Raw genomic sequence first — 16,436 nt, 5'->3', positions numbered from 1 at the left:
TATATACCGCACGCAAAGGGCCTGAATCCCGATACTGGACTCGTCGTCATCCCGACGACCCTGAGTCCAGGAAAAGGAATTCTCATGACCTCGCTCTCCCAGGCTGACAATCCCCGCGCGCTTGTGCGAAACGTCAGCCAGCAATTCGCCGGCCGCCCCACGTTCGAGCAAGCCGTACACGACATGCTTGAACAGGCCATCAAGGCAAGATACCCCTCGTTGACCCTCGACCTGTCCAAGACCCAACTGGCATGCCCGGGTACCGACACGCCTGCCTGGCGCTTCCAACCGTTCATGCCCCTGGTGCTTGATTACCTGGCCCACGGTACGCCCGTGGAACTGGGATCAAACGGGAATGCTCAATGTTATCTTTCCGACACCCCGCCACACCGTCTCCAACCAGCCACCGGCGGCCTGGATATGGCCGTCATTGGAAAACTGTTGGCGGAGCTACCCTGGACGGTACCGATCGGCCTCGCTGATGCACTGGCTCGCCATTGGAACATGGACATCGACAACGGCGCCCAAACGCACGCGGTCGCCCGCACCAATCGCTGGCAATGGCTCAGCGATACGCTCAAGAACGGGCTGCATGTCCAAGGACTACGCCAACCGAGACTGCCTGAACCGGCACGCGAAGCCCTTGACCAGATCGTCCGCTGGCCAGACCGCGACCAACGCTTCAGCCAGAACCTTTCACCGGTGTATGCCTACAGCCTGAAAAGCATGGTCACCCAGGGCATGTCCCGTACCGAACTGCCCAGCTGCGAGATACTGTTGCTTCATTACACCCCGTCCGGGCTCGTCATTCTGCTTTGCAGCCCCGGCAGCGCCGTGCAGGCCTTCGATTCGATGGAGGCTTTCAACCGCCACTGGGGCGCGTTGATAGCCAAGCGTTACGTCGTCGACACCGTAAGCTGCCAACGCTACGAGATCGATGGCAATGCCTTCGACACCCAGGCCGCCATGATCCTGGAACAACAATTGGCGGACGTCGAGGCGATAGAACTTCCCTCCCAGATTGGCCTGCAAAACCTGGAAGCGCTCTACAGCGAGCTGAGCGACCCGGCTCGTTATTTGGGCGACGTGCCCCGCCTCAACACCGGGGCAATGACAAAACTCACGCCGCTGCTACCTGAATGGCTGGAAAGGGCATCCCTCGCCGATCGGACAACCTTCCAGCGATACAGCCTCGCGCTCGCCAGCGCCAAGCAACGTGGCCAAGACTGGCGCCCTATCGATGACATCAGGACTTTCACCGCTGACGCATTGCTCGTGCAGATGGAAAAAGCCAATGAAAGCAGTTCGAGCCAGGCCCCGCCCCGCCAGTTTCACCCCAACGACGTGGAACTGACGTTCACCGTCTCGGCCGGGTATCCCGGCGCCGTTGGCATCAGCGAAAAAAGGACCATGAGCCTGACCCAACTGGCGATTGATAATCTCGTCTCGCGTCTCAGTGGACATGTGACGCTCAGCCATCGCCAAGGTCTGGCATTGCCATCGTGGTTGACGGCAGACTTCATCAGCCGCCGGGGCGGGCTGGTCGAGCAGGTGGACATCGGCACGACGTATCCCCGCTACCTGCATGAGGCACTGTTGAGCGATTTGCCATACGCGCAAAACAATCGACGCATGTTCGCCGAGCAGATTGCGGCGCAGCTCCGGCTCGAAGCGCTGCAAAACATGCTCGACAACAAAAACGGAATGACCCGCCAAGGGCTCGGCCTGATAGAGGCTGTTCTTCAACCCGACGTCGACGGCCAGCGGATTGATGGCCGTGCCGTGGTGATTCGCCACTTGGCCTTCCTGCGCAAGCCACAGGCCAGACCCGACGTCGCGACAAACATGTTCATTGTCGAGACGCACGACGCCGCAAACGGTCCTCACGTGCTGTATCGCCCGCTGTATACGCCTGTATTGCTGGAGTTCCCCACGCGACAGGCTCTGTTGCAGTCGGTCGCCACCAGCGGCGATTTGCAGGACAGCATCCTGACCTGGATGGCCGACAATGCTCGCCCGGTCTATGCCAATGGCGGCTTCGCCGAACCCCACGTTGTGCACTTTTTCCAGAGCGACGAATTCAGCGTGCCCGAGAAACCCGCCCCGGCCACGCTCGCCATCGACGGCGGCGACGATGAACTGGTGCAATACCTGCGCAACGGCAAGCTGATGGAATATCTCTACGGTTGCAATGCCCAGGCCCTGGTGACCCAGGCCGACCGACAGTCGGTTTCCAACAGCGAGAGCCGCTGGGCAGTCTTCCTCCAGGGCGGCAGCTTGCTGTTCAACACGTTGCTGTTCCCGTTGTTGCGCGGTCCAGCCATGGCCAGCGTGTGGCTATTGAACCTCATGGCCAGCGCCATCCAGGACTTTCCGGCGCTGAACAGCGACGACCCGGCGACGCGGGAATTGGCCGCGGTCGATTTGCTGATTAACCTTGCCCTGCTGGTGAGCCAGGTTCCTTCCCTTCGCGAGCCCTCTCTCCCTGCCTTTTCGACATCAATCAAAAACCAAGCGATGCGCGCCCCCGCGACACGCTTCATCCCGGAGCAATGGCCTGCACCGGCAACGCCTGCCCTGTTGGAAGGCCCCGTAGCCATGCCTGGCGCCGATGCCCCGGCAGCCATTCTCGATCTGAGATTTTCCAACGCCCGGCGCCGCCTGACACCCGAGCAACATGCCCAACTGCGGAACATGCAAGTGGCGCAGCCCGCCTCGCTGCCCAACCCGATCAGGCATGGCCCGTTCAAGGGGTTGTATGTGATTGATAACGGTTGGCACGCACTGATAGAAGGCCGCCTGTATCGAATCGACCTCGAATCGCAGGACTGCGTGATGATCATCGACCCGCTTGCCCCGTCACACAGGGGGCCGCTGTTGCAGACGGATAATCAAGGCAACTGGACCCTGGACCTGCGCCTGCGTTTGCGAGGAGGGATGCCCCCCAGACGCATCGCCGAACAGCGGCGCGTCAACATGGAAAGAACGCGCGAATTGAACAACGAAATTCAAACCATCACGGCGCAGGAGACCGAACGGCAAAAAGCCCTGGACGTTGCCCAAAGCGTGATGGAAAGACTCCAAGACTCAAGCACCTATACCGAGGAGCAGCGCGCGCCGAAACGCAAGGTGTTTTACGACCTGCTTAACGAGCAGACCAACAACTATCTGAAACTGTTGGACAGCGCGCCCGAGCGCGCCAGGCTAGGCATCGAGTTACCGTCCGATATCCTTCGCAGACTGATGGAAAACATCATCAACAACGCGCGAAAGGCATTCGTCATCGCCGACATGGACTATGCCGCCATCAATACGGCCTACCCTCAATTCCAAGAGAAGGCTTCGGCGGTGGGTGCCTTCCTCTGGGACCCCGAGGCTTATTTCAATTTCATCAATGCGGTCAGCGACATCAATGATCGCAAAATCCATTGGTTGGAGCTCAATGACAAGCTCCTGGACAACCTATTGAACCTGGACCCTGTGGGCGCCCAGGTGTACGAACGCCTGACCAAAGACCGCCCACTCGATGAAGTCAGTGCAACGGGCACCAAGGGCCTGCAGTTGGCGACGCTTCCAATGCTCGCGATAAAACATCGCTCAACTGATCTGTCCGACAGCCTGTTGCGCATTGTCAAACCCTTGGGAAAGCATGTGCGCACCCATGCCGAATTGAGCATGTATGACTTGTCACCATCGGAACAGCTGCAAGTACTGGAAAGTCTGACCGAGCACTACGGTGGGGCCTTGGATGCGCTAGAAGGGATGAAAACCCTGTATGCCGAAGACATCCGCGAATCTTATTTCGACAGAATGATCGGAGTGGTCAAGAGTCTCTACGAAGAGGTTTCTGGAAAATTGGCGGCGCAAGTCAAACCCGAGCCAGCCCCGAGCAAACAGCCGCCAAGACGTTCCAAGACGACTGCGGGGCGGGCGCAGAAAAAAGTCATCAAGACCCGCCGCAGCGGTGTCCTGATCGGTGACCTCAAGCCGGCCGGTACCACCCTGCCGATCGAAGTCGTCGAACTGCGCTCCGAAGTGGACAACGAACTCATCGCCACCTATTCGCGCCACGAAGACGTCTGGGACGTCATCGAGGTGCAACGACCGGCTCCTGTGCCAACGACCCGTGCCCTCAATGCGATCAAGCGCGATGCGCGCGAACTGCTCGGTGAATTGGCTGAGCGCTTGCGCCGGGCTGAACGCTATAGACAGCATTGCCAGCATCCTCAGGAAATCGAGGAAATCATGAACAATGAGGCGAGTCGCTACCGCACGCTCAACGAAGAACTCGACAGGGCTTTCGCGGCGTCACAAACACCGCGCAGGCCCGCAGACGAGACGTTGATCACGCAACTGTCGGATGCCATTTCCGAGTTGACCAACAAGGGCAGCGCCCTGCGTACCCAATTGAGCCTGCAATTGCCGCCGACTGACGGCAACCTCAGGTACCTGTTCGAGAAAAAACTGATACAAGTTGCACGGCTGGGCGGACGCAAGGCCTTGAAAGGCACCCGCAAGGATTTCCTCCAGGAATACGCCATCAACGACCGCGACGGTTCTCCGCTCTGGTATGCGCATTTCCACTACGAAACGGCCGAGACGCCGAAAGCCGCCTACAGCGTCGCGCACCTGAAATCCAAGGAACAGCGCCGGGAGCATTACCATTCGCTGCTCGCCAAGGCGGATAGTCCCTACGCGGTAGTGAACGTGCATCGTGGGCAGATTGGCCCAGCCTTGGCGCGCGACAAGTTCTTGCCGTTGGCGCCTTGATCTTTCAATCAGGCGGTGTGATTGGGCTGGAGTGATCAGCAGCTGAGCACCAGAAAACCCGTGGGAGCGAGCTTGCTCGCGATGGCGGACGGACATTCAACATCTTCATTGACTGTCACATCGCTTTCGCGAGCAGGCTCGCTCCTACCTTTGATTCTCGGGAGAACGCCACATCAATGGGCAAACAATGAGTTGCCCTTCTGCCCCGCCAGCTTCTCAGGCTTGATCAGGAACCGCGCCAGCGCCGGTAGCAGCCACAGCGCGCCGAACATGTTCCACAGCAGCATGAACGTCAGCATCAAGCCCATGTCCGCCTGGAACTTGATGGCCGAGAAGATCCAGGTGCATACGCCGATCGCCAGGCACAGGCCGGTGAACAGCACCGCTTTGCCCGTGGATTTCAGCGTCTGGTAATAAGCTTCCTGCAGCGGCAAACCGGCCCGCAGGAAACTTTCCAGGCGGCTATAGATGTAAATGCCATAGTCCACGCCAATCCCCACCCCCAGCGCAACCACCGGCAGGGTCGCGACCTTCACGCCGATGCCCATGAACGCCATCAGGGCATTGCCCAGCACCGACGTCAGCACCAGCGGCAGCACGATGCACAGCGTCGCCGCCCAGGAACGGAAGGTGATCATGCACATGGTCGCCACGCAGACGTACACCAGGATCAGGATAATCAGCTCCGATTCCTTGATCACTTCGTTGGTCGCCGCCTCGATGCCGGCGTTACCGGCGGCGAGGATGAACTCCAGGCCGTCGCGGTTGTTGTCCTTGGCAAAATCCTGCACTGCCTTCACCGCGCGGTCCAGGGTCTCGGCCTTGTGATCGTTGAGGAACACCAGCACCGGTGCGAGCGAACAGCTGTTGTTGTACAGGCCATCGGCCCGGGCAATGGAACTGTTGAGCACGTCAGGGTTGCGCGACAGGGTTTCCCATTTCAGGTTGCCCTCGTTCATGCCCTTGATCATCTGCTTGGACACGGTCACCAGGGAAATCGCCGACTGCACGCCCTCGGTGTTCTGCATCTTCCACATCAGCTCGTCGATGGGCGCCATGGCTTCATAGCGCGAGCAGCCTTCGGCCTTGGTCTTGACCATCACCACCAGTACGTCGGAGCTGGTGGAATAGTTGCTGATGATGAAATTGTTGTCCTGGTTGTAGCGCGAGTCCGGGCGCAGCTCCGGCGCACCCTGGTCGAGGTCGCCGATCTTCAGGTTCTGGCTGTACCAGAGGCCGCCGCCAAACGCGACCACGGCCAGGGCAATCGACACCGGCGCGACCTTGGCGCTGGCGAAGTTCGACAATGTGCGCCAGAACGGATGCTCGCGGGTCGCGTCTTTCTTGCTGCGCTCGACCGCCCGTTTGCTGATGCCGACGTAGGAGATCGCCACCGGCAGCAGGATCAGGTTGGTGAACACGATGACCGCCACGCCGATGGAGGCACCGATGGCGAGTTCGCGGATCACGCCGATATCGATGATCAACAAGGTGATGAAGCCGACGGCGTCGGCCAGGATCGCGATCATGCCCGGCAGGAACAACTGGCGGAACGTGCGCCGGGCTGCGGTCAGGGCGTTGTCCGCCTCGCTGGATTGCAAGGCGATGCCGTTGATTTTTTGCACGCCATGGGAGATTCCGATGGCAAAGATCAGGAACGGCACCAGCATCGAGTAAGGGTCCAGGCCAAACCCCGCCGCGTGCATCAGCCCCAATTGCCAGACCACCGCCACCAGGGTGGTGCTCAACACGGCGACGGTGCTGCGCATGCAGTTGGTGAACCAGTACAGCAGGATCAGCGTAATCACGAAGGCCACGCCGAAGAACATCACCACCATGACCAGGCCGTCGATCAGGTCACCGACTTTCTTGGCGAAACCGACGATGTGGATCTGCACGTTCGGGTTCTGCGCTTCGAACTTGTTGCGAATCTTGTCTTCAAGTTCATGGGAAAACTTGCGGTAGTCCAGGGCGAGCAACTTGCCCTGGTCCTGCGGGTCCGGGTAGGACTCCAGCAGCGGAATGTCGACGATGCTCGATTTGAAATCGTTCGCCACCAGGCGCCCGACCTGGCCGGACTTGAGCACGTTGTTGCGCAACAGGTCGAGGCTGTCGGCCGAGCCGTCGTAGCTCTGGGGAATCACCTCGCCGCCGGCAAAGCCCTCCTCCGTCACCTCGGTCCAGCGCACGCTCGGGCTCCACAGCGACTTGAGCCCGGAACGGTCGACACCCGGGATATAGAAGACTTCATCGTGGATCTGGCGCAGGGTCTCCATGTAATCCTTGGAGAAGATGTCGCCATCGGTGGCTTCCACGGAAATCCGCACCGTGTTGCCCAGGTTCGCCAGGTCGTTGCGGTGTTCGAGCATCTTCTCGATGAAAGGGTGCTCGAGGGGGATCATTTTTTCGAAGCTGGTGGACGGCCGGATCAGCGTGGCCTGCCAGAACAGGAAAATGCTGACCAGCAGGCAAATGACGATCACTGCCGGGCGGTTGTTGAAAATCAGGCGTTCGAGGAACGTCGCCTTGTCTTGGTGATGACTGCTCATGGGGTCCGCCTTGTTGTTATTGTGCCCGTCTGACAGGCCCGGCTCATTTGCTCAGTTCGGCGCCAGTGGACGTGGTGGCGCGAACGCCGCCCTGTCCCGCCAGGATCAGGTTGCCGTTGCCCGCCGCCGTGACGGCCGCTACGGAAATACGGTCGGGGCGGTTGAACACACTGAACGTCACGCCGTCGTCGGTGCTGCGGATCACGCTGCCACCATTGCCGACGATCACGATCGAGCCGTCCGCCAACAGCGTCGCGCCCGACAAGCCGAACTCCAGCGCGCCACGGGCGGCCTTGAGCTCGACCTGCTCCCACGTCGTGCCGAAATCGACGGAACGGTAAAGATTGCCGCGAAGGCCGTAGGCCAACAGCGTCGAAGGCTGGGCGGTGCCGATGACGCCAAACAGCGAGCCTTCATATGGCCCCTGGAGTTTTTCCCAGGTCTGCCCCCAGTCGGCGGAACGGAACATGCTACCGGCCTCGCCGACGACGAACAGCCCGGCATCCTTCACGGCAGCGATGGCGTTGAGGTGGTATTGATCTTCATTGTCGAGACGGTCGCTGGCGTCTTCCCAGTGCTTGCCACCGTCGGAGGTCTCGTACAGCGCCCCGTAGGCGCCCACGGCGAAACCATGGCTGGCGTCCCGGAACCAGATGTCCAGCAACGGTGCTTCACGGGGGAGGTCTTCGAATTGCTTGGTCCAGGTGCTGCCGCCGTCTTCGCTGGCAAGGATCTGCGCGTCGTGCCCCACGGCCCAGCCGTGTTTGTCATCGACGAAAAATACGGCGGTGAGCAATTGACGGGTTGGCACCTTGGCCTGGGTCCAGGACTTGCCCTGGTCATCGGAATAGACGATATGCCCTCGGTCACCGACCGCCACCAGGCGCTGGCCGGCATGCACCACATCGAGCATCAGGGTCTTGCTGGCCTTGGCCGATTCGACGGAATAGATGACATCGGACGTCGATGCCGCCACCGCAAGCACCGGTGCCGACAACACGACAGAGCCCAGCAGCGAGAGCGCCGAGGCCAGCAACGCCACACGGCGCAGCATCGGCGGCCGGCAGCGGCCCACAGCCATGACAGGCTCATTCATAGACCTTTCCCCCATTATTATTGTTATGGCCTGGTACCTTGCCGGTCCTCGGGCATAGCCCTGAAACCTGCAATCTAGAGCCACTTCGGAAGCTGACCTATCCTATCGGGCTTTCGAAAGGTCTGACAATCGACGCCACGTTATCTTTTGTTAACCGTGGGGGATATCGGCCTGGGGTGAATCAGAAGACATTCGTGAGGGTGATGAATGTGGCGAGGGAGCTTGCTCCCGCTGGCCTGCGAAGCAGGCCTGATCTTGATTCGTTTCGCCAGTGAAGGCACGTAAATCAAGAAAAGGAGTCCTTCGGCCTCCAGCGGGAGCAAGCTCCCTCGCCACAAAAGGCAATGCGAAGCCCGGTCAAGCCAAGCTCTTGCTCACCACCTCGAACACATCGGCCGACAGCCCGCCTGACGCCAGGATGCGTTCCAGCTCGGCTTTCATCAGTGCTTGGCGGGCGCTGTCGTATTTGCGCCAGCGGGTCAGCGGGGCCAGTTGCCGCGAGGCAATCTGCGGATTGAAAGCGTTGAGCTGGATGACCAGGTCAGCCAAGAAGCGGTAGCCCGAGCCGTCGGCAGCGTGGAAGTTGATCAGGTTCTGCCCGGCAAACGCACCGACCAGCGCCCGCACCTTGTTCGGGTTCTTGATATTGAACGCAGGGTGTTCCATCAAGGCCTTGACCCGCGCCAGCCCACCCGGCAACGGGCTGCCGGCCTGGACGCTGAACCATTGGTCCATCACCAGCGGGTTGCCTTTGAAGTTTTCCGCGAACACTTCCAGCGCCTTGGCCTTCTCGGCCTCGAACGGCGAGTTCACCAGCACGGCGAGTGCCGTCAGGCGCTCGGTCATGTTGTCGGCGGTGTCGAACTGCTCCAGCGTCGCGCTCAACACTTCCGGCTTGTCGGTCAGCATCAGGTACGACAGCGCAATATTCTGCAGCGCGCGGCGGGCGAAATGCTCGGCCTCGGCCACGTATGGCGTGCGCTTGGACAGGTCGCGGTTGGCTTCGTAGCGCAGCCACAAGGCCTCGAACAAGCTGTCAGCCAACTGCTGGCGAGCGAACTCACGAGCGGCGTGGATCGCCTCGACATCCGCCACTTCGCTGATTTCGGTCAGGTAGGCTTCGCTTGGCAGCGAGAGCATTTCCGCGACCATCGCCTGGTCCAGGGATTCGTCCGACAACACGGTGCGCAACGCGCTCACCAGCCGAGGATCCAGCACCAGGCTTTCACCCTTCTGATGCTGGCCGATCAACTCTTGCAACACCTGCACCGACAATTGCTGGCCGGCATCCCAGCGGTTGAAGCCGTCGCTGTCGTGCTGCATCAGGAACATCAGTTGGTCGCGGTCGTATGGGAAACTCAGCTTCACCGGCGCCGAGAAACCGCGCAGCAACGAAGGCAGAGGCTTTTCAGCGATATCGACGAAAGTGAAGGTCTGCTCGGCTTCGGTCACCGAAATCACCCGAGTCGTGCCGCTGGCCGCCGCTTCGCCGCTCAGTCGCAGTGGAATTTCAGCGCCGTTGCTGGCGAGCAGGCCCAACTCGACCGGAATCACGAAGGGCAGTTTTTCTGCCTTGTCCGGTGTTGGCGGGCAGCTCTGGCGGAAGGTCAGGCTGTAGGTCTTGGCCGCCGCGTCGTAGGACTCGCTGACCACCAGGCGCGGCGTACCGGCCTGGCTGTACCAGCGCTTGAATTGGCTCAGGTCGACACCGTTGGCGTCTTCCATGGCCTTGATGAAGTCGTCGCAGGTCACGGCTTGGCCGTCGTGGCGCTCGAAATACAGGTCGCTGCCCTTGCGGAAGCCTTCGGCGCCCAACAGGGTGTGGATCATGCCGACCACTTCCGAGCCCTTTTCGTACACGGTCAGGGTGTAGAAGTTGGAGATCTCGATGAAGCTGTCCGGACGCACCGGGTGAGCCATCGGACCGGCGTCTTCGGCAAACTGGTGGGTACGCAGGTAGGCCACGTCCTGGATGCGCTTGACGGTGGCCGAGTTCATGTCGGCCGAGAACCCGGCGTCGCGGAACACCGTGAAACCTTCCTTGAGCGACAACTGGAACCAGTCGCGGCAGGTCACGCGGTTGCCCGACCAGTTATGGAAGTATTCGTGGGCGACGATCGCCTCGACCCGCTGGTGCGCGGCGTCGGTGGCGGTTTCGGCACGGGCCAGCACGGCGCTGGAGTTGAAGATATTGAGGCCCTTGTTTTCCATGGCGCCCATGTTGAAGTCGTTGACCGCGACAATCATGAAGATGTCGAGGTCGTACTCGCGGCCATACACCTCTTCGTCCCAGCGCATCGATTTCTTCAGGCTGGTCATGGCGTGCTGGCACTTGTCGATGTTTTCCGGCTCGACGTAGATGCGCAGCGCCACGGTGCGCTCGGTCATGGTGGTGAAGGTGTCTTCGACGCACCACAGGTCGCCGGCGACCAGGGCGAACAGATAGGCGGGTTTCTTGAACGGGTCTTCCCAGGTCGCCCAGTGCCGGCCGTCTTCACCGGGGCCGCTGGCGATCGGGTTGCCGTTGGACAGCAGCACCGGATAGCTGTGCTGTTCGGCCACCACGGTGGTGGTGAACTTGCTCATCACGTCCGGGCGGTCGAGGTAGTAGGTGATCTTGCGGAAGCCTTCGGCCTCGCACTGGGTGCAGAACATGCTGCCGGATTTGTACAGGCCTTCCAGGGCCGTGTTGGTTTCCGGGTGGATACGCACGGTGGTGTCTACCGTGAACGCCTGGGCCTTGGGCTGCAAGGTCAGGTGGCTGTCATCCAATTGATAGTCGCCCTGCCCCAGGTCAGCGTCGTCAAGCTTGATCGACAGCAACTCCAGTTGCTGACCATCGAGCACCAGCGGCGGCAAACCGGCGCCGCGCTCGGGGTTGCGGCGCATCACCAGTTGCGCATGGACCAGGCTGTGGTCCTCGAACAACTCGAAGGTCAGGTGCGTCTCGTCGATCAGGTATTCGGGGGCCTGATAGTCCTTCAGGTAGATCATCTTCGGTTGTTCGGTGCGCATGGGTCGAATCCTTCTACTGATGCACGGCGAGCTGGTAAGCCGTGTACTTACGAATATTGATCACGCCAGTGTCGAAAATCAGGTACTGGCCCTTGATGCCCAGCAGCGTGCCTTCGGCGATCGGGTTCTTGTCCAGGTTGAAGCTGACGATCTTGGCCGGATACTGCTGCACCGGGTAACGGATCTCGATAGGCTCGACGTCCGCTATGGTCTGGATCGCCTGCAAGCCGAATCGTTCCTGAAGCCCCTGCAAGCCCTGGGCACAGCTTTCGAACAGCGAATCGCGGATCGCCGGCAGATCCACCGCTGCCGCGTCGCCCTTGAGCAAGGCGCGCCAGTTGGTCTTGTCTGCCACTTGGCTGCGAAACAGGTCTTCGACAAAGCCCGACTGCTGGCGGGTCGCAACCCGCAGGATCGGCAGCGCCTGGCTCGCGCCCTGGTCGAGCCAGCGCGTAGGCAGTTGCGTGGCGCGGGTGATGCCGACCTTTACGCCCGACGAATTGGCCAGGTAGACAACGTGATCGGTCATGCAGAACTGCTCGCCCCAGGCCGGATCCCGACAGGTGCCCGCGTCGAAATGGCAGCGCTCGGGGCTCATGATGCACAGGTCGCATTGCGCCAGCTTGGTCATGCACGGGTAGCAATAACCCTGGCTGAAGCTGGTCTTGGTCCGGCGTCCGCAGTGGGTGCAGTGGATCGCACCGAGGTATTCCAGGCGAATCGTACTGCCGATCAACGGATTGACCGGCACCTCGACATCACCCAGGCGAAAGGCGTATTGAACGGTCGGCCCGTCAAGGCGTGCCGACATCTTGCTGATTGCACCGCGGCCAATCTCGATCAATGGATGGCGTCCGACTTGAACAGGATATTCGGCACTTCAGTGGCTTTCGACTGGCATTCCTGCGGGCCCATGTAGCCGGTGCGCTCTTCTTCAGGCAGGTTCTGGATTTCCCAGGCGATCATCGCCTGCAAGGACAGTTCGCGCTGCTCGGCGGTGAGCTTGTTGCCATCGGCCCATTTACCGATTTCCACGGCCAGCTTCAGGCTGCGGTAGATGTCGGGGGTGATGTTCTGGATCATTTCATTGAAGGAAGACATGGGTTCTCCGCGCAATCGCGCATTCTCAAATAGACACAGGCGCCAGTCAGAGGGCCATTTTACGGCGAGCGAAGAGCCCGCCCAACAGCCCGGTGAAGCAGCCGACGAGCAGCCCGCCGACATGGGCCGCGTTGGCGATCTCACCAAAACCGATCAACGAGACCAGGCCGGACAGGCATAGCAGCAACCACACCAGCATCATCACCAACACCCCACGGGGCAAGTGATACGCCGGGTTCGGCGCGAGCAATTGGTAGATCCAGCAATGCCCCAGCAGGCCGTACAAGACACCCGACAAGCCGCCGAACAGCGTCGGGCCGCTGAAAAAGTACTGGCTGAAATTGGAGACCAGGCTGAACAGCAGTGTCAGCCCCAACAGGTTGATGCCGCCCTGGCGCGCTTCGATCCGTCGCCCCAACTCCCAATACCACATGCCGTTCATGGCGATGTGCAGGAAACCGAAGTGAATCAGCATCGGCGTCACCAGGCGCCACCACTGCCCCGCCGCCAGGCTATCGGCCAACGGCGTGAACTGGATGTAGTCGCCGACGACGCGAAATTCCAAGAAGGTCAACCAGCGCAGGGCCTCAAGATTATCCCCCAGCAGCGTGACGGCGCTGACGATCAGGCTCAGCAACAGCACCAAGGCCGTCACCGGGCTGCGGGTCAACTGCGCGACGAACCCGGGGCGCCGGGACGTGCCGCCCATGTCCGGAAGCTCCAGCTGTTGGTCGGGATCACCAGCGGGAAAACGCTGGTACAACGAACGCACGTCCTCACTGATTTCATCCGGCACCCACAGCACCTGCTCGCCCGCCTCTTCGCTGACCCGATGGGGCACTTGCATGCGGTGCAGCAACTTGACGAAACCACTCAGGTCCACGCCCAGGGGCAAGCGCAGGACGGCCACGGCACTCATCGCACCACCTCCGGTCGCTCGACGTTCACCCAGACGAACTTGTGCGGATCGAGGCGGGTTTCCTGGTCGAGGCGATAGGCGACCAACTTGCCGTAGAGCACCGCGCTGTAGTCCAGGCACGCCAGGTTCGGACGGATCGGCGCGGGCTTGCCGCTGCGCCAATAGTGGCCGACGAACAGCATCGGCTCATCGACGCCATAACGCAGCAGGTTGTTTTTCTCGTCCGGGGTCAACGGCGTGCGCGCCACCGGCTCCGGCAATGCATCGGGCTGGAAGACGATGTCGCCGTAGGTTTGCGGGTTGTCTTCCCAGAATTTGGTGCGGAAGAATGCCCGCGTCAGGCCGTCGCCGCCGGTCAGGGTCATGCCATGGGGCAGGCGCATGTCCGTACCACGCAGCAAGCGGTCGAACACGGTACAGGCGAAACTGCCCGACTCGGCCGACGCCTGGAGAAAATGCTCGTCGATGCAGCCATCCGGGAACAGGCCGCGCAAGGGCTCGATCAGGCCCGCGTCCCAGCAGGCGTGAACCACGCGGAAACGGCCGGCATCGACAAACAGCGGCAGCTCATAGAACCACTTGAGGAAGTCCTGCCAGTCGCCAGGGTGCTGTTCGAATTGGGTCAGGGTCTCGCTGAGCAGGCGGGCGTGGCGCGGCGTGTGTTCGCGCACGTAGCGCTGGCCGCTGCCCGGCAATGCCGGCGTGCTCCAACCCAGGGCGTTGAATTCGTGGTTGCCCATGATGCACAGCGCCTGGCCGGCCACGACCATGTCATGGACGATGTGCAGCGCCTCGCGAATCCGCGGGCCACGGTCGATGATGTCGCCCAGGAACACGGCCATGCGCGACGGATGCCGCCAGACCCCGCCCTGCTTGTGGTAACCGAGTCGGTCCAGCAGGTGTTCCAGGGTCAAGGCGCATCCGTGCACGTCGCCGATCAGGTCGTAACTGCGCGCGGGATCGAGCATCAGTCGCCTCCACCCCCCAGACGACTGCCCCAGCCGAGCTTGGTCCGGCAGACTTCGTAGTAGTTGTGATCCAGCGGGTGGATCAGGCGCAGCTTCTGGGCTTTCTTGCTGACGGTGATGGTGTCACCTGGCGCGCAGGTGAAATGGTTCTGGCCGTCACACGACACTTGCGGGTAGATCTGCATATCCTTGGACACGACGATTTTCAGCTCACTGTTGCCATCGACCACGATCGGTCGCCCAGACAAGGTATGGGGGTACATGGGCACAATCACAATAGCGTCGAGCTTGGGATGCATGATCGGGCCGCCGGCCGATAGGGCATAGGCGGTGGAACCGGTTGGCGTGGCGACGATCAGGCCGTCGGCTTTCTGGCTGCAGACAAACTGGCCGTCGATGTACAGCTCGAATTCGATCATGCGCGTGGACTTGCCAGGGTGCAGCACCACGTCATTGAGGGCATCGCCCTGGCCGATGGCCTCGGCGTGACGACGGACCTCGGCTTGCAGCAGGAAGCGGTTTTCCACCAGGTAATGGCCGTCCAGCACCTCGGCGACCTTGATTTCCAGCTCGTCAGGGCGGATATCGGTCAGGAACCCGAGGCTGCCCCGGTTGATCCCCAGCACCGGGATGTTGTGCCGCGCCAAGGCCCGGGCAGCGCCCAGCAGGCTACCGTCGCCGCCGACGACGATGACCATGTCGCAGACTTCGCCGAGCATCTTGCGCGACGACGTCTGCAGGCCGTGGCCCGGCAGCACTTCGGCGATGGTGTCTTCGAGGATCACGTGCAGATGCCGCTCCAGGAGGAAGCGTTTGAGACGGCGAACGGTGTCCAGCACCTGTGAACTGCCCAGGCGACCGATGATGCCGATATTGCGAAATTGCTCCATGAGGCTCCTGCGAGGGTCTGCGGCGGGCGAAAAACCCGATTATGGGCGAAAGCGCGCCGTAGACAAAATTCTTTAAGCCTCCAGCGCAACGGCTATGCTCGCAACATGATCCTGTTCCCTGAATTGCTCGACCTGCCCCGCCGCCTGCGCCATCCCGAAGTGCGGGACCTGGCGTGGGTGATCATCGCGCCGCCGATGCTCATCGACACGCCTTGGCCCCAGCGCCATCCCCTGGCGGGCAGCGACTGGGTGCAGCAGCCCCACCGGCTGGAACACTGGCTGCGCCAACTGGACCGCGACAGTTACCCGCTGCTGCAATGCCTGTCCCAGGGCCGGACACGGCGCCTGGGCCTTTATTACGAAAGGTTGTGGCAGTTTGCCGTGCAGCACGCACCGGGCATCGAATGGATCGCGGCGAACCTGCCGATTCGTCGCGAAGGCCATACGCTGGGGGAATTGGATCTGCTGCTGCGTGATGGCGAAGGTGTGCATCACCTGGAGCTGGCGATCAAGCTGTACCTGGGTCCGCAACAAAGCAACGGGCACGACGCTGCGCAGTGGCTCGGCCCCGGTTGCCATGATCGTCTGGACCGCAAGCTTGCGCACCTGCGTGAGCATCAACTGCCAATTTCCGCACGCCCTGAGAGCCGCGAGGCCTTGGCGGCGCTGGGCATCGATTCGTTTCGCTCGCACCTTTGGCTTGGTGGATACCTGCTTTACCCCTGGCCGGGCGAGGCCGAACCACCGCGCGGCGCGCACCCCAGGCATTTGCGCGGTCGCTGGCTGCATCAGCGGGACTGGTCGGGATTCGTCGCCCAGCGACCGCCTGGGCACTGGCAACCCCTGCCCCGCGCCGCCTGGCTCGCGCCGGCCCATTACCCTGCGGAGCAGGTGTGGACCGAGGCGCAACTGGACGCCTGGCGAACCGCCCTCGACCCGATGGCACCGGCGCAATTGATGGTGCGCCTGTCCGAGAATGCCGAAGGCGAATGGGAGGAAGCCGAGCGGGCGTTCCTGGTGGCGGACCTTTGGCCGGATGTGCCAGGCAATGGTTGAGCCCTGCGGTGCCTGTCAGGGCCTCATCGCGAGCAAGCTCGCTCCCACATTGGAATGCATCCTCCTGTGTTC

Annotated in this window: 10 protein-coding genes; 2 read left to right on the top strand and 8 right to left on the bottom strand. The window is 61.4% G+C overall.

All coding sequences use genetic code 11. The features are described 5' to 3' along the window. Positions 1-84: 84 nt before the first annotated feature. On the top strand, positions 85-4,770 hold the full coding sequence (locus FHK92_RS25100; protein ID WP_181290489.1) for a dermonecrotic toxin domain-containing protein: 4,686 nt from the start codon (positions 85-87) through the stop codon (positions 4,768-4,770). 173 nt (positions 4,771-4,943) lie between these two features. Here FHK92_RS25100 and FHK92_RS25095 read toward each other — a convergent pair whose 3' ends face one another. The 8 genes from FHK92_RS25095 to FHK92_RS25060 form a co-directional block, all read right to left on the bottom strand. Next, positions 4,944-7,319 (bottom strand): efflux RND transporter permease subunit, encoded by a 2,376-nt coding sequence (locus FHK92_RS25095; protein WP_181290488.1) that lies wholly within the window; start codon positions 7,317-7,319, stop codon positions 4,944-4,946. Positions 7,320-7,362: 43 nt separating this feature from the next. Then, a complete protein-coding gene (locus FHK92_RS25090) occupies positions 7,363-8,415 on the bottom strand; it encodes a YCF48-related protein (RefSeq protein ID WP_181290487.1) in 1,053 nt (350 codons plus the stop codon). A gap of 357 nt (positions 8,416-8,772) precedes the next feature. After that, positions 8,773-11,430 carry an aminopeptidase N gene (gene pepN, locus FHK92_RS25085; RefSeq protein ID WP_181290486.1) on the bottom strand — a complete coding sequence of 886 codons (2,658 nt, stop codon included), beginning with the start codon at positions 11,428-11,430 and terminating at the stop codon, positions 8,773-8,775. A gap of 13 nt (positions 11,431-11,443) precedes the next feature. Then, a complete protein-coding gene (locus tag FHK92_RS25080) occupies positions 11,444-12,274 on the bottom strand; it encodes a DUF2797 domain-containing protein (protein WP_181290485.1) in 831 nt (276 codons plus the stop codon). Then, on the bottom strand, positions 12,271-12,531 hold the full coding sequence (locus FHK92_RS25075) for a YeaC family protein (RefSeq protein WP_030142618.1): 261 nt from the start codon (positions 12,529-12,531) through the stop codon (positions 12,271-12,273). Before FHK92_RS25075 ends, FHK92_RS25080 begins: the two co-directional genes overlap by 4 nt. Before the next feature lie 46 nt (positions 12,532-12,577). Further along, positions 12,578-13,450: a rhomboid family intramembrane serine protease gene (locus tag FHK92_RS25070; protein WP_181290484.1), complete on the bottom strand. Its 873-nt coding sequence runs from the start codon at positions 13,448-13,450 to the stop codon at positions 12,578-12,580. Further along, a complete protein-coding gene (locus tag FHK92_RS25065; RefSeq protein ID WP_181290537.1) occupies positions 13,447-14,421 on the bottom strand; it encodes a metallophosphoesterase in 975 nt (324 codons plus the stop codon). The genes FHK92_RS25070 and FHK92_RS25065 overlap by 4 nt, the downstream gene beginning before the upstream one ends. Further along, the gene (locus tag FHK92_RS25060; RefSeq protein WP_003180647.1) at positions 14,418-15,308 is read right to left on the bottom strand and encodes an NAD(+) kinase; all 891 of its coding nucleotides are present in this window, start codon (positions 15,306-15,308) and stop codon (positions 14,418-14,420) included. Before FHK92_RS25060 ends, FHK92_RS25065 begins: the two co-directional genes overlap by 4 nt. Before the next feature lie 105 nt (positions 15,309-15,413). Here FHK92_RS25060 and FHK92_RS25055 point away from each other — a divergent pair, with 105 nt between their 5' ends. Continuing rightward, entirely contained in the window at positions 15,414-16,364 is a 951-nt protein-coding gene (locus FHK92_RS25055; RefSeq protein ID WP_181290483.1) for a DUF1853 family protein, read from the top strand. Positions 16,365-16,436 lie beyond the last annotated feature (72 nt).

This window comes from Pseudomonas brassicacearum subsp. neoaurantiaca (genome assembly GCF_013608025.1).
In the GTDB taxonomy this organism is placed as follows: Bacteria; Pseudomonadota; Gammaproteobacteria; order Pseudomonadales; family Pseudomonadaceae; genus Aquipseudomonas.
Note: the sequence above shows the minus strand (reverse complement) of the source record. Positions and strands in the feature narration are given on the sequence as shown.

Excerpts from the sequence above, each read along its gene's own strand:
- FHK92_RS25100 (WP_181290489.1), top strand. The coding sequence starts at position 85 with ATGACCTCGCTCTCCCAGGCTGACAATCCCCGCGCGCTTGTGCGAAAC.
- FHK92_RS25095 (WP_181290488.1), bottom strand. The coding sequence starts at position 7,319 with ATGAGCAGTCATCACCAAGACAAGGCGACGTTCCTCGAACGCCTGATT.
- FHK92_RS25090 (WP_181290487.1), bottom strand. The coding sequence starts at position 8,415 with ATGAATGAGCCTGTCATGGCTGTGGGCCGCTGCCGGCCGCCGATGCTG.
- pepN (WP_181290486.1), bottom strand. The coding sequence starts at position 11,430 with ATGCGCACCGAACAACCGAAGATGATCTACCTGAAGGACTATCAGGCC.
- FHK92_RS25075 (WP_030142618.1), bottom strand. The coding sequence starts at position 12,531 with ATGTCTTCCTTCAATGAAATGATCCAGAACATCACCCCCGACATCTAC.
- FHK92_RS25070 (WP_181290484.1), bottom strand. The coding sequence starts at position 13,450 with ATGAGTGCCGTGGCCGTCCTGCGCTTGCCCCTGGGCGTGGACCTGAGT.
- FHK92_RS25060 (WP_003180647.1), bottom strand. The coding sequence starts at position 15,308 with ATGGAGCAATTTCGCAATATCGGCATCATCGGTCGCCTGGGCAGTTCA.
- FHK92_RS25055 (WP_181290483.1), top strand. The coding sequence starts at position 15,414 with ATGATCCTGTTCCCTGAATTGCTCGACCTGCCCCGCCGCCTGCGCCAT.